The sequence below is a fragment of the Azospira sp. APE16 genome (assembly GCF_047901315.1).
GTDB lineage: Bacteria > Pseudomonadota > Gammaproteobacteria > Burkholderiales > Rhodocyclaceae > Azospira > Azospira oryzae.
The window spans coordinates 890,891-907,136 of record NZ_CP179682.1; the positions used below are offsets into that span (position 1 = coordinate 890,891).

The following is a 16,246-nucleotide window of genomic DNA, read 5'->3' on the forward strand; positions in this document are numbered from 1 at the left end:
GTAGCGCACGCCTGCCCCCAGTCTGAAAAAAAAGCCCCGGTTTCCCGGGGCTTTTTGTGGCGGGTAGCCGACCTGGCTTAGGCCATGGCTTCGTACAGCGGCAGGGTGAGGAACTCCGGATAGTCCGGGGTCAGACTCATCTTGTCGAAGATCACGGCGGCCTGGTCGTAGGTGGCGGTGTCTTCGCCCTGGGCTGCAACGGTGGCCTTCACCTTGGCCAGTTCCTCGGCGATCATGGGGCGCACCATTTCCACGGTGACCTTGCGGCCGTCGTCCAGGATGCCCTTGGGAGAGACCACCCACTGCCACACCTGGGAGCGGGAGATTTCGGCGGTGGCCGCATCTTCCATCAGGTTGTGGATGGGCACGCAGCCGTTGCCGGCCAGCCAGGAACCCAGGTAGTGGATACCGACGTTGATGTTGTTGCGCAGGCCGGCTTCGGTGATGGGCTGCTCGGGCTGGAAGTTGAGCCAGTCCTTGGGGCCGAAGGAGCCTTCCACCTGCTTTTCCCACTGGTTGGGCTTGTCGCCCAGGACCTTGACGAACTCTTCGTGGGCGATGGAAACCAGACCGGGGTGGGCCACCCAGCCGCCGTCGAAGCCGTCCTTGGCATCGCGGGCCTTGTCGTGGCGGATGCCGGCCAGGGCCTTCTCATTGGCCACCGGGTCGTTCTTGATGGGGATCAGGGCGCTCATGCCGCCCATGGCGGGGGCGCCGCGCTTGTGGCAGGCCTGCACCAGGGCCAGGGCGTAGGAGCGCATGAAGGGCACTTCCATGGTGATGACGCCGCGCTGGGCCAGGCAGAAGTCCTTGTTCTTCTTGAATTTCTTGATGCAGGAGAAGATGTAGTCCCAACGGCCGGCGTTGAGGCCGGCAGAGTGGTTGCGCAGTTCGTAGAGGATCTCTTCCATCTCGAAGGTGGCGAGGATGGTTTCCACCAGCACGGTGGCCTTGATGGTGCCTTGGGGCAGGCCGATGTGGTCCTGGGCCATGACGAAGATGTCGTTCCACAGGCGGGCTTCCAGATGGGATTCCATCTTCGGCAGGTAGTAGAAGGGGCCGGCGCCGCGGGCGATCTGTTCCTTGGCGTTGTGGAAGAAGACCAGGGCGAAGTCGAAGATGCCGCCGGCGACGCGCTGGCCGTCCACCAGGACGTGCTTTTCATCCAGGTGCCAGCCCCGGGGACGGATCTGCAGGGTGGCGATCTGGTCGTTGAGCTTGTATTCCTTGCCGGCTTCGTTCTTGAAGGAGAGCTGGCGGCGGATGGCCTGGTAGAGGTTGACCTGACCCTGGATCTGGTTGTCCCAGTTGGGGGAGTTGGAATCCTCGAAGTCGGTCATGTAGGAATCAGCGCCGGAGTTGAAGGCGTTGATGATCATCTTGGCTTCGACGGGGCCGGTGATTTCGGTGCGGCGACGCTCCAGGGCGGCGGGCAGGGGGGCGACCTTCCAGTCGCCTTCGCGAATGTGCTTGGTCTCGGGCAGGAAGTCGGGCATCTCGCCGGCATCGATGCGGGCCTGGCGCTCGACGCGGGCCTTCAGCAGTTCCTGGCGGCGGCCTTCGAAGGCGCGGTGCAGCTTGGCGACGAACTCCAGGGCCTCCAGGGTGAGGATGCTTTCGTACTGGGGCTGGATGGGAGCGGTGATTTGCATACCGGCGGGCAGGTTCAGGCTCATGGTCTCTCCTAGTTTGAATCGTTGAAAACGCGTAATCGGGAAAAGGGAAATTTCAGAAATAGGTTTTGACGAAGTAGATGATGGTCAGCACGGTGCCCACGGCCACCACCAGGCGGCGCAGCCACAGGGCCGGCAGGCGCCGGGCCAGGGCGGCGCCGGCGTAGCCGCCGGCCATGGCGGTCACCAGCATCAGCAGCGTGTGGGGCCAGCTGATGGCTCCGGCGATGATGAAGGTGAGGCCCGACACCGTGTAGTTGATTGCCGACAGCCAGTTCTTGATGGCGTTGAGCTCCTGCATGTCCTCCAGGCCCTGGATCGACAGGGCCGCGAGCATGAGGATGCCCTGGCCGGCACCGAAAAAGCCGCCGTAGATCGATACGGCGAGCTGAAAGAGGGTTCCACCGACGCTCCTGCGCCCGGCATCGGGATCGGCCTGGAGGCCCAGGCGGGTCTTGCTCCAGGCCACCAGCTTCGCGACCTGGCCGGAAAAGGCGAAAAGGGCCGTGGCGGTGAGCAGCAGCCAGGGGATGAGCTTGGCGAAGGCGGCGTTGGAGGTGGCCAGCAGCAGCAGGCCGCCGGCGAGGCCGCCGATCAGGGCCACCACCGTGAGCAGGATGACCCAGGACTTGTGCCGCAGCAGCTCCCGCCGGTAGGCCCAGGCGGAAGACAGGCTGGCGGGCCACAGGGCCACGGTGTTGCTGGCGTTGGCGGTGACCGGGGGCACCCCGGCGGCGAGCAGGGCGGGGAAGGAGAAGAAGGTGCCGCCGCCGGCCATGGCGTTCATGCCGCCGGCGAGAAAGGCGCCGCCGCCCACCAGGGCAATGGTGAGGAGTTCCATCACTGGTTCTCCCGCACGAAGGTCACCACGTCGGAGAGACGATGGCCGCTGGCCGTGGGGCTGACGTTGAGCTGCTCCGGCGGCTGGCCGGTACGGTTGATCCAGAAGGTGGTGTAGCCGAACCAGGTGGCGGCACAGGCATCCCAGCTGTTGGCCGAGACGAAGAGGATTTCCCGGGCCGGCAGGTCGAAGGCGTCGGGTCCCAGCTGGTACACCTCGGGGTCCGTCTTGAATTTCTGCACCATCTCGACGGACAGGATGTGGTCGAAGATGCCGCCCATGCCGCTGCTCTTGACGGCGATGTCGAGCATGGCCCGGGTGCCGTTGGAGAGGATGGCCAGGGGCAGGCCCAGGGTCTTCAGTTCCTTGAGGGCCGGCAGGTTTTCCGGGAAGGCGGAGAGGCAGGCGTATTGGCTCATCAGCCGGCCCCGTTCCGTTTCGCCCATGGTCACGCCGATGGCGGCGCCGGCATAGATGAGGGCGTCCTGGGTGACTTCCCAGAAGGGCTTGTAGCGGCCGCTCATGCTGCGGATGCGGCTGTATTCGATCTGCTTGTCGCGCCACAGGGCGGCGAGCGCCACCCCCTTGCCCGGGAAAAGCTGCTCGGCCAGGGCGCCGACGGAATAGACGTCGAACAGCGTTCCGTAGGCGTCGAAGGCGATGGCTTTGATCGGGCAGGGGGCGGTCATTTTTTCTCTGTCGGACTTGGGGTTTGCGGGTCGATCCGGAGATTATGGATCAGCCTACGCATCGCAGTTTATTGTTGCTCGAGGTAAAAGATAAGCTAGGATTGCGGCGAATGATCTTTTACTTTAAGTATGTAATCGTATGGATGCCTTCAAGCAAATCAACGCCTTCGTGAACGTGGCCGCCAAGGGCAGCCTCTCCGCTGCCGCGGCCCAGGAAGGGGTGACGCCGGCCATCATCGGCCGCCGCCTGGACGCCCTGGAGGCCCGCCTGGGGGTGAAGCTGATGGTGCGCACCACGCGCAAGCTGTCCCTCACCTTCGAGGGCAGCGCTTTCCTGGAGGACTGCCAGCGCATCCTCAACGACCTGGCCAATGCCGAAGCCTCGGTCAGCCTGGGCGGGGTCAAGGCCAGCGGCCACCTCAAGGTCTCGGCCCCGGCCGGCTTCGGGCGCAAGCACGTGGCACCCCTGGTGGCCGACTTCCTTTCCGGCAATCCGGAAGTGACGGTGAACCTGGACCTGACGGACCGCCTGGTGGATCTGGTGAACGAGGCCATCGACCTCTCGGTGCGCATCGGCGAACTGAGCGATTCCAGCCTGGTGAGCCTGAAGCTGGGGGACATGCGGCGGGTGGTGGTGGCCAGCCCCGCCTACCTGGCGCGGCACGGCACGCCCCGGGCCCTGGAGGACCTGGTAGGGCACAACTGCCTGTCCCTCGGCCAGCAGCGGGGCTGGACCTTCCGCCATCCGGAGAAGGCAGGGGAGAGCCTGGTGCTGAAGGTGGCGGGCACCCTGGAGTGCAACGACGGCGCCGTGCTGCACGAATGGGCCCTGGCCGGCTACGGCCTGGCCTGGCGTTCGGTGTGGGAGGTGGGGGAGGATCTGGCGGCGGGCCGGCTGGTGTCCCTGCTGGACGAATGGGCGGCGCCGCCGGTGGGCATCTATGCCGTCTTTCCCCAGCGCCGCCATCTGCCGTTGCGGGTGCGGCTGTTCATCGACTTCCTCAAGAACACCTACGGCAACCCGGGCTACTGGCAGACGCCGGCCTGAGGCGTCGGCACCTGCCTGGTAGTCCGGGGCCGGCGGGGCCTACAGGGCGGTGGCGATCTTTTCCAGGGATTCCAGGTCCCGCTCGAAATCGCAGATTTCCGCCCCCAGGGCGTCCCGCACCGAGACCATGCCCAGGGGGCGCCCCGCCTGCACCACCGGCATGTGGCGGTAGCCGCCGATGTGCATCAGGTGCAGGGCGTAGGAGAGGGGCTTTTCCGGCGGCACGGCGCGGGGATTGGCGGTCATCACCTCGGACAGCAGGGTGTGCTCCGGGTCCAGCCCCGGGGCCAGGACCCGGTTGAGGGCGTCCCGCTCGGTGAAGATGCCGGTGAGAAAGCCGTGTTCCACCACCAGCAGGGCGCCGACCCTGGCGGCGGCCATGCGCTGGCAGGCCTCCCGCACGGTAAGGTCGGCGGTTGCGGTGACCGGGGTCTGCTGGCTGATGATGTGGGCAATGCTGCGGTGGGGCATGGTGGGTCTCCTCATCGTTGTTGTGGTGGGTCAAGCCCGGCGATGAGGGATGGACCCGGCGGCCCGGGGCCGGTTTCCGGCCATCAAAAGAATCGATCGGCGAGCCCCGGGGATTTCCCGGGGCCGCGCCGGCATCAGTCCCAGCGCTGGCGGTAGGAGAAGGTCGGCAGCTTCCAGCCGCGCCAGATGGCGCAGAGGCGCAGGGCCAGGCCCAGGCCGAAGCTGATCAGGGTGTTGGCCTCCGTGCCCAGGCCCAGGTCCCGCAGCACCAGGTAGAGGCTGCACACGGCCAGGGAGACGCTGGCGTACAGCTCCTGGCGGAACACCACCGGCACCTGGTTGCACAGCACGTCCCGCAGGATGCCGCCGAAGATGCCGGTGATCATGCCGGCCATGATCACCACCACCGGGGCGTAGCCCATGCCCAGGGCCACTTCGCAGCCGATCAGGGAAAAGGCGATGAGGCCAAGGGCGTCCAGCACCAGGAAGACGGTCTTCAGGTGGTGCATGAAGCGGGCGAAGAGGGTGGTCACCAGGCCGGCGGAAATGACCAGGTAGATGTAGGGCGGATGCTGGGTCCAGCCGATGGGGAAGTGGCCCAGCACCATGTCGCGGATGGTGCCGCCGCCCAGGGCGGTGACGAAGGCGATGAAGGCGACGCCGAAGATGTCCATGTTGCGCCGGCCGGCGGCCAGGGCGCCGGACATGGCCTCGGCGGTGATGGCGATGAGGTAGATGGTGATCAGCACGGCACACCTCCCCGCAGAGGCAGGCAGGATGCGACAAAGCAAAGGGAATAGGCCGGCAGGTGCGCCGGTATTGGGGCGTGGCAGGGCATGACGGAAGCGCCTTTACAGATAAGGTCCGGCGGCAGGCCATGCTGAAGACCCTTGCCGGATGCGCCTCTCCCCCTGTCCTTGTACCTGAGAGTTTCGGCCTGCGCCCCACGGCGCCGGCTTAGCCCCTTCGGTGGGCCGCGCCGCGTTGCGGCCGGCCGCTCTCCAGACGGCAAATACGAAACCCGCAGTTCCTGGTGCCTGAGCGATTATGGGAGCTTGCGCCTTCGGCGGAGGCCTGGCGCCGGTTGCGGCATGGGCCCCTCTCTCCTGCGGGAGGGCGGATTATCCGCGCCCGGGGCCGCCTTGGCAATGCCGGGCGGCAGGGCCTGCTATCCGTGATCCGGCGCCCGGTTCCCCACCTTTTCCCGCGCCACCCATTCCCCCGGGCGGCGGGATTGGCGCACAATGGCCGCCTTCCCCGCCCACTTCGCGGCCGCTGCGGCGGCCTCTGCCGCCATGTCCCAGTCCCCCGCTTCCCTGTTGCGCTTTGCCGACCTGCAATGGCCCGACGCTGCCGATGGGGCGCCGGCAGCGCCGGTGGTGCTGGTGCTCTGCGCTGCCTGGTGCGGCGTCTGCCGGGGCTTCGAGGCCGCCACGGCGGCCGCCGCGGCGGGCCATGAGGGCGCCTGGGCCTGGATCGACATCGAGGATGCGGCGGACGCCCTGCCCAGCCTGGACGTGGAAACCTTTCCCACCCTGGCGGTGATCCGGGGCGGCGAACTGCGCTTCTTCGGTCCCATTCTGCCGGACGGCACCATCCTGGGGCGTTCCGTCGCCGCCGCCCTGGCTGGTGACGGCCGGCCGGCCCTGCCGGAGGGTTTTTCCGCCGACGAAGGCGATGAAATCCTGGCCCTGGCCGGCGCCGTGGCGCGCCGCGCTAGCCGCTGATCTAGGCCGGGCGGGCCAGCCGCGGCCACTTCAGCAGGCCGTTGGCCAGGGCCGTGCCCAGCAGCACCAGGCTGCCGCCCAGTAGCAGGTGGGCGCCCAGCTTTTCTCCCAGCAGCAACACCCCCCACAACACGCCGAACACCGGAATGAGGAAGGTCACCGAGAGGGCGCCCAAGGGGCCCACTTCGTGCACCAGCCGGAAATAGAGCTGGTAGGCCCAGGCCGTGCACAACACCGCCAGGCCCAGCAGGGCGCCCCAGGCGGTGGGAGTGGCCGCCGCCGGCAGGCCCTGGGGCGCGGCCAGGGGCAGCACCAGCAGGGCGGCGCAGATCATGCTGCCCTGGGTGGTGGCCAGGGGCGTGATGCCCTGGCCGTGGTGTCGGCTGTACACGCTGGCGAAGGCGTAGGCGGAAGGCGCCAGGGCGGCGGCCAGCATGGGCAGCCAGGCATCGGGACTGCCGCTGCTCTGCAGCCCGTCCCAGGCCAGCACGGCCACGCCCCCCAGGCCCAGCAGTAGGCCGGCCACGGTTACGGCGCGGATGGGCTGGCGCAGCCACAGGGCGCCGATGATGACGGCGAAGAGGGGCGAGGTGGAGTTGAGGATGGAGAGCAGGCCGGCTCCCAGGCTCTGGGCGGCATAGGCGAAGAGCAGGAAGGGCAGGGCCGAGTTGCACAGGCCGATGATCAGGTACTGGCGCCAGTGCCGGCGCCACTGCAGGGCCTCGCCGCTCCACCAGGCGAACAGGGTGAGGCTGGCGGCGGCCAGGATTACCCGCACTTCCACCGCCCACACGGTGCCGAAGGCTGGCACGGTGAGGCGCAGGAAGAGGAAGGAGGCGCCCCAGATGGCGGCGAGCAGGAGCAGTCGGGCGAGGCTGGCGGCGTTCATGGCCTGGGGGCGAAGGCGGAAGGAGCCGCCATTCTTGCCTGCAGGCCCGCTTCTGTCATGGGCCTTTTTGTGACAGCACATAAAAAAAGCCGACACCTTGTGGGTGTCGGCCTGTTCCCCAAGCAAGAGGATAAGGGATGATGCAATTCGGATTCCTGATGGCAGCAGAATGAGCTGCTGCCGGGCATCCCGACCCTGGCCGGGATGCCCGCGGGTGCTGCTTAGTGGAACTGTTCTTCTTCGGTGGAACCGGTCAGGGCCTTGACGGAGGAGGAGCCGCCCTGGATCACGGTGGTCACGTCGTCGAAGTAGCCGGTGCCCACTTCCTGCTGGTGGGAAACGAAGGTGTAGCCGTCTTCGCGGGCGGCGAATTCGGGCTCCTGCACCATTTCCACGTAGTGCTTCATGCCTTCGCCGCCGGCGTAGGCCTTGGCGAACTTGAAGGTGTTGTACCAATTGACGTGGATGCCGGCCAGGGTGATGAACTGGTACTTGTAGCCCAGGGCGGACAGTTCTTCCTGGAAGGAAGCGATCTGGCTGTCGTTGAGGTTCTTCTTCCAGTTGAAGGACGGGGAGCAGTTGTAGGACAGCAGCTTGCCGGGGCAGGCAGCATGCACGGCCTGGGCGAATTCACGGGCGAAGCCGATGTCGGGCACGCCGGTTTCGCACCACACCAGATCGGCGTAGGGAGCGTAGGCAACGCCGCGGGAGATGGACTGTTCCAGACCGTTCTTGACGCGGAAGAAGCCTTCCTGGGTACGTTCGCCGGTGAGGAAGGGCTTGTCGTTGGCGTCGTAGTCGGAGGTGATCAGGTTGGCAGCTTCGGCATCGGTACGGGCCAGGATCAGGGTCGGCACGCCCATGACGTCAGCGGCGAAACGGGCGGAGATCAGCTTTTCCACGGCTTCGCGGGTCGGCACCAGCACCTTGCCACCCATGTGGCCACACTTCTTGGCGGCAGCCAGTTGGTCTTCGAAGTGCACACCGGCGGCGCCGGCGGCGATCATGTTCTTCATCAGTTCGAAGGCGTTCAGCACGCCGCCGAAGCCGGCTTCAGCGTCAGCCACGATGGGCAGGAAGTAGTCGATGAATTCCTTGTCGCCGGGGTTGATGCCGCGGGACCACTGGATTTCGTCAGCACGCTTGAAGGTGTTGTTGATGCGGCGAACCATGGTGGGGACGGAGTCGTAGGCATACAGGGACTGGTCCGGGTACATGGTTTCGGAGGTGTTGCCGTCGGCAGCAACCTGCCAGCCGGACAGATACACGGCTTCCAGGCCAGCCTTGGCCTGTTGCATGGCTTGACCGGCGGTGATGGCGCCGAAAGCATTCACGTAGCCCTTCTTGGCGCCGCCGTTGACCTTTTCCCAGAGGACCTTGGCACCGCGCTGGGCGAAGGTGTACTCGGGCTGCAGGGAGCCGCGCAGACGAACCACGTCAGCAGCGGAATAACCACGCTTGACGCCCTTCCAACGGGGGTTCTCAGCCCAGTCTTTTTCCAGGGCGGCGATTTGCTGTTCGCGAGTGCTCATGTTCGGTTCCTCTATAAATAGCGTTGGCGGAAGATTCGGAGGCCAGTGTCGGGGTGACGTTTCCTGTGCTCCGATGGGAAAAAAGTATAGCGCCGATTTTGCACAGCAACACATGTCTTATATAAGACACAAGACAATATTTTTCCTTTTAATTTTATGATGTTGCAAATAGCGTCCCGCTATATGAAACGATATTCGCGGCAGTGAAATGAAATGGGTGGGCAGTGCGGGATGCCCCCGGTTTTCCTGTTCAATGGAATAGGGGAAAACCCGTGGGCATTGTCTGGTCGTGGGAATGGCCGGCCGCCGCCGGGAAAACGGCGGGTGCCCGCGGGCCGCGCAGGCGGGATGGAAGAGGGCGAGGGGACGAGGGCGGGCGGGGCCGTCCCGGCGGACGGCCCCGGCAGGGCGGTGTCGCTTACAGCAGGGGCGTGGCGGAGACGATGACGCCGTCTTCATCCACGTAGATCCATTCCTCCGGCTTGAAGGTGACGCCGCCGAAGGTGACGTCGATGTTCTGGTCGCCGACGCCCTTCTTGATGCTTTTCTGGGGGTGGGTGTCCAGGGCGCGCACCCCCAGGTCGGTACGGTTGATCTCGGCCGAATCCCGGATGCAGCCATACACGACGATGCCTTCCCAGCCGTTCTTCTGGGCCAGCACGGCCAGCTGGTCGCCCACCAGGGCGCAGCGCAGGGAGCCGCCGCCATCCACCACCAGCACCTTGCCCTGGCCGGGCTGGCCCAGGGCTTCGCGCACCAGGGAGTTGTCCTCGAAAATCTTCAGGGTGTGGATGCGGCCGCAAAAGCGGGCACGGCCGCCGTAGGCCTTGAACATGGGGGCGACGACGCGCAGGGTGTGGCCGATGGCGGCTTCGTTGGCATCGCACAGGTCCGGGGTGGTGAAGCTCATGGGGTCTCCTGATTTTCTGGTGGTGGTTGGCGGTTCCGGATTCTAGGCAAAAAAAAGGCTGCGCCGGAAGAGGCGCAGCCTTTTGGGTCGGGTTGCCGTTCTCAGGCTCAGGCTACCGCTTCCGCCTCCTTGGCGAATTCGAGCTTCACCTTGCCCTCCTTGTCCACATCCACGGTGACCTTGCCGCCGTGGGCCAGGCGGCCGAACAGCAGTTCGTCGGCCAGGGCGGCGCGGATGGTGTCCTGGATCAGGCGGGCCATGGGCCGGGCCCCCATGAGCGGGTCGAAGCCCCGCTCCGCCAGCATATCCTTGAGGGCGTCGGTGAATACGGCTTCCACCTTCTTTTCGTGCAACTGCTCTTCCAGCTGCATGAGGAACTTGTCCACCACCCGCAGGATGATGTCGTGGTCCAGGGGCTTGAAGGAAATGGTGGCGTCCAGCCGGTTGCGGAACTCCGGCGTGAACAGGCGCTTGATCTCCACCATTTCGTCGCCCACTTCCTTGCTGGAAGTGAAGCCCACCGACGGTTTCTGCAACTCGGCGGCGCCGGCGTTGGTGGTCATGATGATGACCACGTTGCGGAAATCGGCCTTGCGCCCGTTGTTGTCGGTCAGGGTGCCGTGGTCCATCACCTGCAGCAGGATGTTGTAGATGTCCGGATGGGCCTTCTCGATTTCGTCCAGCAGCAGCACGCAGTAGGGCTTCTTGGTGACGGCTTCGGTCAGCAGGCCGCCCTGGTCGAAACCCACATAGCCGGGAGGCGCGCCGATGAGGCGGGAGACGGCATGCCGTTCCATGTACTCGGACATGTCGAAGCGGGTCAGGTCCACGCCGAGGAAGTAGGCGAGCTGCTTGGCCACTTCGGTCTTGCCGACGCCGGTGGGGCCGGAGAAGAGGAAGGCGCCGATGGGCTTGCCCGGGGCGCCGAGGCCGGAACGGGCCATCTTGATGGCCTTGGCCAGGGCGTCAATGGCCGCATCCTGGCCGAAAACGGTGGCCTTCAGGTCCCGCTCCAGGTTCTTCAGGGTCGCCTTGTCGTCGTTGGAAACGTGGCTGGAGGGGATGCGGGCGATCTTGGCAACGATCTCCTCGATCTCCGGCTTGCCGATGATCTTCTTCTGCCGCGACTTGGGCAGGATGCGCTGGGCGGCACCGGCCTCGTCGATGACGTCGATGGCCTTGTCCGGCAGGTGGCGGTCGGTGATGAAACGGGCCGCCAACTCCACTGCCGAGTTGATGGCGGCGCTGGAATACTTGATGCCGTGGTGGGATTCGAAACGGGTCTTCAGTCCCTTGAGGATTTCCACGGTCTCGGCCACGGAGGGCTCATTCACGTCGATCTTCTGGAAGCGGCGGGAAAGGGCGTGGTCCTTCTCGAAAATACCCCGGTACTCGGTGTAGGTGGTGGCCCCGATGCACTTTAGCTGGCCGCCGGAGAGGGCCGGCTTGAGCAGGTTGGAGGCATCCAGGGTGCCGCCGGAAGCGGCGCCGGCGCCGATCAGGGTGTGGATCTCGTCGATGAAGAGGATGGCGTCCGGATTGTCCTGCAGGGCCTTGAGCACGCCCTTGAGGCGTTGCTCGAAGTCGCCCCGGTACTTGGTGCCGGCCAGCAGGGCGCCCATGTCCAAGGCGTAGACGTGGGCCTTGGCCAGGATTTCCGGTACTTCCCCTTCCACCACGCGACGGGCCAGGCCCTCGGCGATGGCGGTCTTGCCCACCCCGGCCTCGCCCACCAGCAGCGGGTTGTTCTTGCGCCGGCGGCAGAGGGTCTGGATGACCCGCTCTAGTTCCTTGTCCCGGCCGATGAGGGGGTCGATCTTGCCCTGCAGCGCCTGGGCGTTGAGATTGATGGTGTAGCTCTCCAGGGGGCCGGCTTCGGGGCGGCCGTCGCCGTCCGTCTCCTGTTCCGTTTCCGCCTTGGCCGGCTGGGGCGACTTGCTGATGCCGTGGGAAATGAAGTTCACCACGTCGAGCCGGGTGACCCCCTGCTTCTGCAGGAAGAACACGGCGTGGGAGTCCTTTTCGCCGAAGATGGCCACCAGCACGTTGGCACCGGTCACTTCCTTCTTGCCGGACGACTGCACGTGCAGGATGGCGCGCTGGATCACGCGTTGGAAGCCCAGGGTCGGCTGGGTGTCGATCTCGTCCTCGCCGCTCACCGTGGGGGTGTGCTCGTCGATGAAGGTCTGCAGGTCCCGCCGCAGTTGTTCCACGTTGGCGGAGCAGGCGCGCAGGGCTTCGGCGGCGGAAGGATTGTCCACCAGCGCCAGCAGCAGATGCTCGACGGTGATGAATTCGTGGCGCTTTTGCCGAGCCTCGACGAAGGCCATGTGCAAGCTGACTTCAAGTTCCTGCGCGATCATTCAGTTTTCCTCCATAACGCACACCAGGGGGTGCTGATGCTGGCGTGCAAATGCAACAACCTGATCCACCTTGGTGGCGGCGATGTCCCGGGGGTAAACCCCGCACAATCCCCGCCCCTCGTTATGGACTTTGAGCATGATTCGCGTCGCTTGTTCTCGATCTTTGGCAAAAAACTTTTGCAACACCAGAATGACGAAGTCCATGGGGGTGAAATCGTCGTTCAAAAGCAGCACCTTATACATCGGTGGCGGCTTGACCTTGGAGCTCTTCTTTTCCAGGGCCACGCTGCCCTGATTGTTTTCATGCTGTATCGCCATGGACCGATTCTAATCGGCTTTGGGCATTCTGCAACACTCTTGGCCAAGGCCCGTATTTACTGGCCCGGAGCCCCGTCTATCAAGGACTTTCGCCGGGTCCGGGGCAAATGGGCGGCGGGGGGCGCAAAATAGCTTGACGTATGCAAACAACTTAGCGTACAACGTCGGCTGTGTTTGGCTTCAAGTAATTGCCGGATTCTTTAAACACTCTGGCACGGCGCACGCACGGTCTTGAAAACCAAACATGCCAGTCGGGGAGTCAACGCACAGTAGTTCCCGTTTTAAGATTTATTCAAGAAGGAAGTAGCACATATGGCAACTGGTACCGTCAAATGGTTTAACGACGCCAAGGGTTTTGGTTTCATTACCCCCGATGATGGCAGCGAAGATCTGTTCGCTCATTTCTCCGCCATCAACATGAATGGCTTTAAGACCCTGAAGGAAGGCGAGAAGGTCAGCTTCGACGTCACCCAAGGTCCTAAGGGCAAGCAAGCGTCCAACATCCAGAAGGCTTAAGCCCCACAGGATTTGCACCAAGAAAAAGCCCGCCTGGCATCCAGGCGGGCTTTTTTGTTTTGTAGGGCCGGATGCTGGTCCGGAGTCAGGCGCCGACGACAGCCTCGTCGCTGCGGCTGTCGCCCTTGTTGTCATGCCATTGGGCCTGCAGCCGGTCGCCCGCCTTGACGCCCTGGAGGCGGAAGGTCAGCACCGGGTTTTTCGCCACCGAGGTGTTGAGCTGGGCCTGGACCATGGGCTTGCCGTTCACCGCCAGGCTGAAGGTCTGGATGAAGTGGGGCGGCAGATTGTTGCCGGTTTTCGGGTCCCGGCGCTGGCCGGTTTCCATGGGGTGCTGCAAGAGCACCTTCACTTCGGTGAATTCGCCCTGGTGGGTGGCGCGGATTTTCATGGGTTCTGCCATTTTCTTCTCCTAGCCGCCGCAGCCGCCGATGGTGACGCCGATTTCCCGGGTGGCCACATAGGTCTTGCCGCCGGCCTTGACCACGGCCTTGACCCGGGTGGATTCGGCCAGCTTGAGGGGCACCTTGAGGTAGGGCAGGACGCCCGGCGCCAGATCGATGCTGGCGGCCAGGGGGAAGGGATTCTTTTCGACGAAGAGGGCGATGCTCTGCACTGCGGGCAGCTTGACCAGTACTTCCACCGGCACATTGCCGCCGTTCTCAGCCACGTCGGCGGCGACGATTTGCACTTCCCTGCTGTCGGGCACCGGCGAGGTGCCGTAGGCCTTGAGGGCGTCGCCCAGGGTGGTGGCGGCAAAGGCCGGCTGGTTCCAGTCGGCGGCGAGCACCCGGGTCGGGCGCAGCAGGCCGGCCCCCAGGAGGGCGACGGCGAGGCCGCCCCGGGCGGCGCTTTGCAGGAGATGACGGCGGATGGCGTCCATGGGGTCTCTTGGGTAAGGAATCTGTCGGAGGAGGGTCACTCGGCCTGCCACAGGCCCGATTTGCCGCCGGCCTTTTCCAGCAGGCGGATGCCTTCGATGTGCATGCCGCGATCGACGGCCTTGCACATGTCGTAGATGGTGAGCAGGCCGGCGCTGACGGCGGTGAGGGCTTCCATCTCGACCCCGGTGCGGCCGGTGCACTGGGTGGTGGCGGTGCATTCCACCGCATTGGCAGCGGCATCGATGTTGAAGTCCACGGCCACCCGGGTGAGGGCGATGGGGTGGCACAGGGGAATCAGGTCGGCGGTGCGCTTGGCGCCCTGGATGGCGGCGATGCGGGCGATGCCGATGACGTCGCCCTTCTTCGCGTTGCCGTCCCGGATCAGGGCCAGGGTAGCTGGCTCCATCAGGATGCGGCCGGTGGCGATGGCACGGCGCTGGGTTTCGGCCTTGTCGCCCACGTCCACCATGTGGGCCTGGCCGCCGGCGTCGAAATGGGTAAATTGTGTAAAGGTTGTTTCGGCGGCCATGGCGTCAGGGAACGGGCAAGGGAAGCGCGGTATCATAGCACCATGAATTTTGCCCCGCGAACCCAGCCTTCCCGCCCCCGGCGTGTCCGGCGCGGCGCCATCGCCACCATGCTGGTGGCCGCTCTCCTCGGTGCCATGCCGCCGGTCCTGGCGGACGGTCTGCCGGACCTGGGGGACTCCTCCCAGAGCGACATTCCGCCCCAACTGGAGAAGAAAGTCGGGGAGAGCATCCTCAACGAAATCCGCATGCGCGATCCCCAATACCTGGACGATCCGGAAATCGCCGCCTACGTGGACCAGCTGGGCCAGCGTCTGGCGGCGGCCAGTCCCGATCCGGGCTTCGGCTTCACCTTCTTCGTCATGAAGGACCCCACCATCAACGCCTTCGCCACCTTCGGCGGCTACGTGGGGGTGAATACGGGCCTGATCACCTCGGCCCAGAGCGAATCGGAACTGGCGGGGGTGCTGGCCCACGAAATCTCCCACGTCACCCAGCATCACCTGGCCCGGGGCATCGCCAAGGAAAAGCAGAACTCCATCGTCGCCATGGCCGCCATGGCCCTGGCCCTGCTGGCCGCCAGCAAGAACCCGGATGCGGCCTCCGCCGCCATCGTCGGCTCCCAGGCGGCCATGGTGCAGTCCCAGCTCGGTTTCTCCCGGGACTTCGAGCGGGAGGCGGACCGCATCGGCTTCCAGACCCTGGAGAAGGCCGGCTTCGACGTGCGCGGCATGGGAGATTTCTTCCAGCGCCTGCAGCAGGCTTCCCGCCTCTACGAGAACAATGCCCCGTCCTACATGCGCACCCACCCCCTGACGGTGGAGCGGATCGCCGACATGCAGAACCGGGCCCAGAAGACGCCCTACAAGCAGGTGCCGGACAGCCTGGATTTCCACCTAGTGCGCGGCAAGCTGCGGGCCCAGCTGGGCACGCCCAGGGAGGCGGTGGTGGACCTGGAGCACCTGCTCAAGGAACGCAAGTTTGCCAATGAAGCCGGCATCCGCTTCGGCCTGGCCCATGCCCAGCTGCGGGCCAGGAACTACGCCGCGGTGGAACAGGAAATCCAGAATCTGCGCCGGCTCAAGGTCACTTCGCCGATGCTGGACAATCTGGCGGCGGAGAGCCGCAGCGCCCAGGGTGACGTGGCCGGCGCCATCGCCATCTACAAGAGCGCCCTGCGCAATGCCCCCTTCGCCAAGTCCCTCATGTACGGCTACAGCGAGGCCCTGCTGGCGGATAAGCGCCCGGCCGAGGCCCTGGCCTATCTGGAAGGCCAGTTGCAGCTGTACACCGGCGACTACAAGCTGTGGAGCCTGAAGGCCAAGACCGCCTCGGCCCTGGGCCGGCGGCTGCAGCAGCACCAGGCCCTGGCCGAGGCCTATGCCCTGCAGGGGCAGCTGCTGCCGGCCATCGACCAGCTGCAGATGGCCCAGCGCTCCGGCGACGGCAATTTCTACGAGCAGTCCGTGGTGGATGCCCGCCTGCGGGAGCTACGCACCCGTCAGGAAGAGGAAGCCCGGCAGAAGCGCTAGGCCGGCCTTCCCGGCGGCTTGGCAAGGCCCCGGGGGGCCGCTACCATGGCGGCCTGCCTTTCTCCTGAATCCCGCCTGCCATGACCCCCGATCGCGAACTCGACGTCAAGGGCCTCAACTGCCCCCTGCCCATCCTGCGTACCAAGAAAGCCCTGGCGGAAATGCAGAGCGGCCAGCTGCTGCGCGTCCTGGCGACGGACCCGGGGGCGGTGAAGGACTTCCAGGCCTTCGCCAAGCAGACCGGCAACGAACTGCTGGCCTCCGGCGAAGAGGAGCGGGTGTTCACCTTCCTCTTCAAGCGCAAGTAGGCCCTGCCGTCCGGTGCG

18 protein-coding genes and 1 riboswitch are annotated in these 16,246 nt (G+C 65.3%); of the genes, 5 read left to right on the plus strand and 13 right to left on the minus strand.

All coding sequences use genetic code 11. The features are described from left to right. Positions 1-77 precede the first annotated feature (77 nt). From aceB to ACLSSQ_RS04480, 3 genes are read right to left on the minus strand one after another with little or no spacing between them, the layout of a single operon-like run. On the minus strand, positions 78-1,676 hold the full coding sequence (gene aceB, locus ACLSSQ_RS04470) for a malate synthase A (RefSeq protein WP_416243904.1): 1,599 nt from the start codon (positions 1,674-1,676) through the stop codon (positions 78-80). Between the two features lie 52 nt (positions 1,677-1,728). Next, on the minus strand, positions 1,729-2,514 hold the full coding sequence (locus ACLSSQ_RS04475) for a sulfite exporter TauE/SafE family protein (protein ID WP_014235145.1): 786 nt from the start codon (positions 2,512-2,514) through the stop codon (positions 1,729-1,731). Then, entirely contained in the window at positions 2,514-3,203 is a 690-nt protein-coding gene (locus ACLSSQ_RS04480; RefSeq protein ID WP_416243905.1) for a haloacid dehalogenase type II, read from the minus strand. Before ACLSSQ_RS04480 ends, ACLSSQ_RS04475 begins: the two co-directional genes overlap by 1 nt. 139 nt (positions 3,204-3,342) lie before the next feature. Between ACLSSQ_RS04480 and ACLSSQ_RS04485 the strand changes: the two genes are divergently transcribed. Next, on the plus strand, positions 3,343-4,251 hold the full coding sequence (locus ACLSSQ_RS04485; RefSeq protein ID WP_416243906.1) for a LysR family transcriptional regulator: 909 nt from the start codon (positions 3,343-3,345) through the stop codon (positions 4,249-4,251). A gap of 39 nt (positions 4,252-4,290) precedes the next feature. Here the strand turns inward: ACLSSQ_RS04485 and ACLSSQ_RS04490 are convergent, their stop codons facing one another. Then, positions 4,291-4,722, minus strand: a complete 432-nt coding sequence (locus ACLSSQ_RS04490; RefSeq protein ID WP_014235142.1) for a cyclic nucleotide-binding/CBS domain-containing protein — start codon at positions 4,720-4,722, stop codon at positions 4,291-4,293. Positions 4,723-4,856: 134 nt separating this feature from the next. Beyond that, the gene (locus ACLSSQ_RS04495) at positions 4,857-5,471 is read right to left on the minus strand and encodes a trimeric intracellular cation channel family protein (RefSeq protein ID WP_014235141.1); all 615 of its coding nucleotides are present in this window, start codon (positions 5,469-5,471) and stop codon (positions 4,857-4,859) included. A gap of 265 nt (positions 5,472-5,736) precedes the next feature. Continuing rightward, positions 5,737-5,841: riboswitch (glycine riboswitch) on the minus strand. A gap of 125 nt (positions 5,842-5,966) precedes the next feature. Here ACLSSQ_RS04495 and ACLSSQ_RS04500 point away from each other — a divergent pair. Next, positions 5,967-6,449 (plus strand): thioredoxin domain-containing protein, encoded by a 483-nt coding sequence (locus ACLSSQ_RS04500; protein WP_416243908.1) that lies wholly within the window; start codon positions 5,967-5,969, stop codon positions 6,447-6,449. Position 6,450: 1 nt separating this feature from the next. On the opposite strand, the gene ACLSSQ_RS04505 is transcribed toward ACLSSQ_RS04500, so the two are convergent. From ACLSSQ_RS04505 to clpS, 5 genes are all read right to left on the minus strand, one after another. Next, positions 6,451-7,338 carry a DMT family transporter gene (locus tag ACLSSQ_RS04505; RefSeq protein WP_416243909.1) on the minus strand — a complete coding sequence of 296 codons (888 nt, stop codon included), beginning with the start codon at positions 7,336-7,338 and terminating at the stop codon, positions 6,451-6,453. 221 nt (positions 7,339-7,559) lie between these two features. Beyond that, positions 7,560-8,870, minus strand: coding sequence for an isocitrate lyase (gene aceA / locus ACLSSQ_RS04510; RefSeq protein WP_014235138.1), 1,311 nt, complete (start codon positions 8,868-8,870; stop codon positions 7,560-7,562). 418 nt (positions 8,871-9,288) lie between these two features. Beyond that, complete coding sequence (gene rraA, locus ACLSSQ_RS04515; protein WP_205230539.1) at positions 9,289-9,780, minus strand: ribonuclease E activity regulator RraA; 492 nt, start codon at positions 9,778-9,780, stop codon at positions 9,289-9,291. A 107-nt stretch (positions 9,781-9,887) separates the two neighbouring features. Then, the gene (gene clpA, locus ACLSSQ_RS04520; protein ID WP_014235136.1) at positions 9,888-12,143 is read right to left on the minus strand and encodes an ATP-dependent Clp protease ATP-binding subunit ClpA; all 2,256 of its coding nucleotides are present in this window, start codon (positions 12,141-12,143) and stop codon (positions 9,888-9,890) included. Beyond that, positions 12,144-12,461, minus strand: a complete 318-nt coding sequence (gene clpS, locus ACLSSQ_RS04525; RefSeq protein WP_014235135.1) for an ATP-dependent Clp protease adapter ClpS — start codon at positions 12,459-12,461, stop codon at positions 12,144-12,146. 312 nt (positions 12,462-12,773) lie between these two features. On the opposite strand from clpS, the gene ACLSSQ_RS04530 reads away from it, so the two are divergent. Continuing rightward, a complete protein-coding gene (locus ACLSSQ_RS04530; RefSeq protein ID WP_014235134.1) occupies positions 12,774-12,977 on the plus strand; it encodes a cold-shock protein in 204 nt (67 codons plus the stop codon). 85 nt (positions 12,978-13,062) lie between these two features. On the opposite strand, the gene soxZ is transcribed toward ACLSSQ_RS04530, so the two are convergent. The 3 genes from soxZ to moaC are packed head-to-tail and all read right to left on the minus strand — an operon-like array spanning position 13,063 to position 14,390. Further along, positions 13,063-13,380, minus strand: coding sequence for a thiosulfate oxidation carrier complex protein SoxZ (gene soxZ / locus ACLSSQ_RS04535; protein WP_014235133.1), 318 nt, complete (start codon positions 13,378-13,380; stop codon positions 13,063-13,065). A gap of 9 nt (positions 13,381-13,389) precedes the next feature. Further along, positions 13,390-13,860: a thiosulfate oxidation carrier protein SoxY gene (gene soxY, locus ACLSSQ_RS04540; protein WP_287873955.1), complete on the minus strand. Its 471-nt coding sequence runs from the start codon at positions 13,858-13,860 to the stop codon at positions 13,390-13,392. Positions 13,861-13,895: 35 nt separating this feature from the next. Further along, positions 13,896-14,390 (minus strand): cyclic pyranopterin monophosphate synthase MoaC, encoded by a 495-nt coding sequence (moaC, locus tag ACLSSQ_RS04545; protein WP_416243911.1) that lies wholly within the window; start codon positions 14,388-14,390, stop codon positions 13,896-13,898. 42 nt (positions 14,391-14,432) lie between these two features. Here moaC and ACLSSQ_RS04550 point away from each other — a divergent pair, with 42 nt between their 5' ends. Both ACLSSQ_RS04550 and ACLSSQ_RS04555 read left to right on the plus strand, forming a co-directional pair. Then, a complete protein-coding gene (locus tag ACLSSQ_RS04550) occupies positions 14,433-15,920 on the plus strand; it encodes a M48 family metalloprotease (protein WP_416243912.1) in 1,488 nt (495 codons plus the stop codon). Positions 15,921-16,000: 80 nt separating this feature from the next. Continuing rightward, the gene (locus ACLSSQ_RS04555) at positions 16,001-16,228 is read left to right on the plus strand and encodes a sulfurtransferase TusA family protein (RefSeq protein WP_014235129.1); all 228 of its coding nucleotides are present in this window, start codon (positions 16,001-16,003) and stop codon (positions 16,226-16,228) included. The last annotated feature ends 18 nt before the right edge of the window (positions 16,229-16,246 follow it).

What these genes read in the sequence shown, in the direction of transcription:
- aceB (WP_416243904.1), bottom strand. Translation starts at nt 1,676, where the DNA reads ATGAGCCTGAACCTGCCCGCCGGTATGCAAATCACCGCTCCCATCCAG.
- ACLSSQ_RS04475 (WP_014235145.1), bottom strand. Translation starts at nt 2,514, where the DNA reads ATGGAACTCCTCACCATTGCCCTGGTGGGCGGCGGCGCCTTTCTCGCC.
- ACLSSQ_RS04480 (WP_416243905.1), bottom strand. Translation starts at nt 3,203, where the DNA reads ATGACCGCCCCCTGCCCGATCAAAGCCATCGCCTTCGACGCCTACGGA.
- ACLSSQ_RS04485 (WP_416243906.1), top strand. Translation starts at nt 3,343, where the DNA reads ATGGATGCCTTCAAGCAAATCAACGCCTTCGTGAACGTGGCCGCCAAG.
- ACLSSQ_RS04490 (WP_014235142.1), bottom strand. Translation starts at nt 4,722, where the DNA reads ATGCCCCACCGCAGCATTGCCCACATCATCAGCCAGCAGACCCCGGTC.
- ACLSSQ_RS04500 (WP_416243908.1), top strand. Translation starts at nt 5,967, where the DNA reads ATGGCCGCCTTCCCCGCCCACTTCGCGGCCGCTGCGGCGGCCTCTGCC.
- ACLSSQ_RS04505 (WP_416243909.1), bottom strand. Translation starts at nt 7,338, where the DNA reads ATGAACGCCGCCAGCCTCGCCCGACTGCTCCTGCTCGCCGCCATCTGG.
- aceA (WP_014235138.1), bottom strand. Translation starts at nt 8,870, where the DNA reads ATGAGCACTCGCGAACAGCAAATCGCCGCCCTGGAAAAAGACTGGGCT.
- rraA (WP_205230539.1), bottom strand. Translation starts at nt 9,780, where the DNA reads ATGAGCTTCACCACCCCGGACCTGTGCGATGCCAACGAAGCCGCCATC.
- clpA (WP_014235136.1), bottom strand. Translation starts at nt 12,143, where the DNA reads ATGATCGCGCAGGAACTTGAAGTCAGCTTGCACATGGCCTTCGTCGAG.
- clpS (WP_014235135.1), bottom strand. Translation starts at nt 12,461, where the DNA reads ATGGCGATACAGCATGAAAACAATCAGGGCAGCGTGGCCCTGGAAAAG.
- ACLSSQ_RS04530 (WP_014235134.1), top strand. Translation starts at nt 12,774, where the DNA reads ATGGCAACTGGTACCGTCAAATGGTTTAACGACGCCAAGGGTTTTGGT.
- soxZ (WP_014235133.1), bottom strand. Translation starts at nt 13,380, where the DNA reads ATGGCAGAACCCATGAAAATCCGCGCCACCCACCAGGGCGAATTCACC.
- soxY (WP_287873955.1), bottom strand. Translation starts at nt 13,860, where the DNA reads ATGGACGCCATCCGCCGTCATCTCCTGCAAAGCGCCGCCCGGGGCGGC.
- moaC (WP_416243911.1), bottom strand. Translation starts at nt 14,390, where the DNA reads ATGGCCGCCGAAACAACCTTTACACAATTTACCCATTTCGACGCCGGC.
- ACLSSQ_RS04550 (WP_416243912.1), top strand. Translation starts at nt 14,433, where the DNA reads ATGAATTTTGCCCCGCGAACCCAGCCTTCCCGCCCCCGGCGTGTCCGG.
- ACLSSQ_RS04555 (WP_014235129.1), top strand. Translation starts at nt 16,001, where the DNA reads ATGACCCCCGATCGCGAACTCGACGTCAAGGGCCTCAACTGCCCCCTG.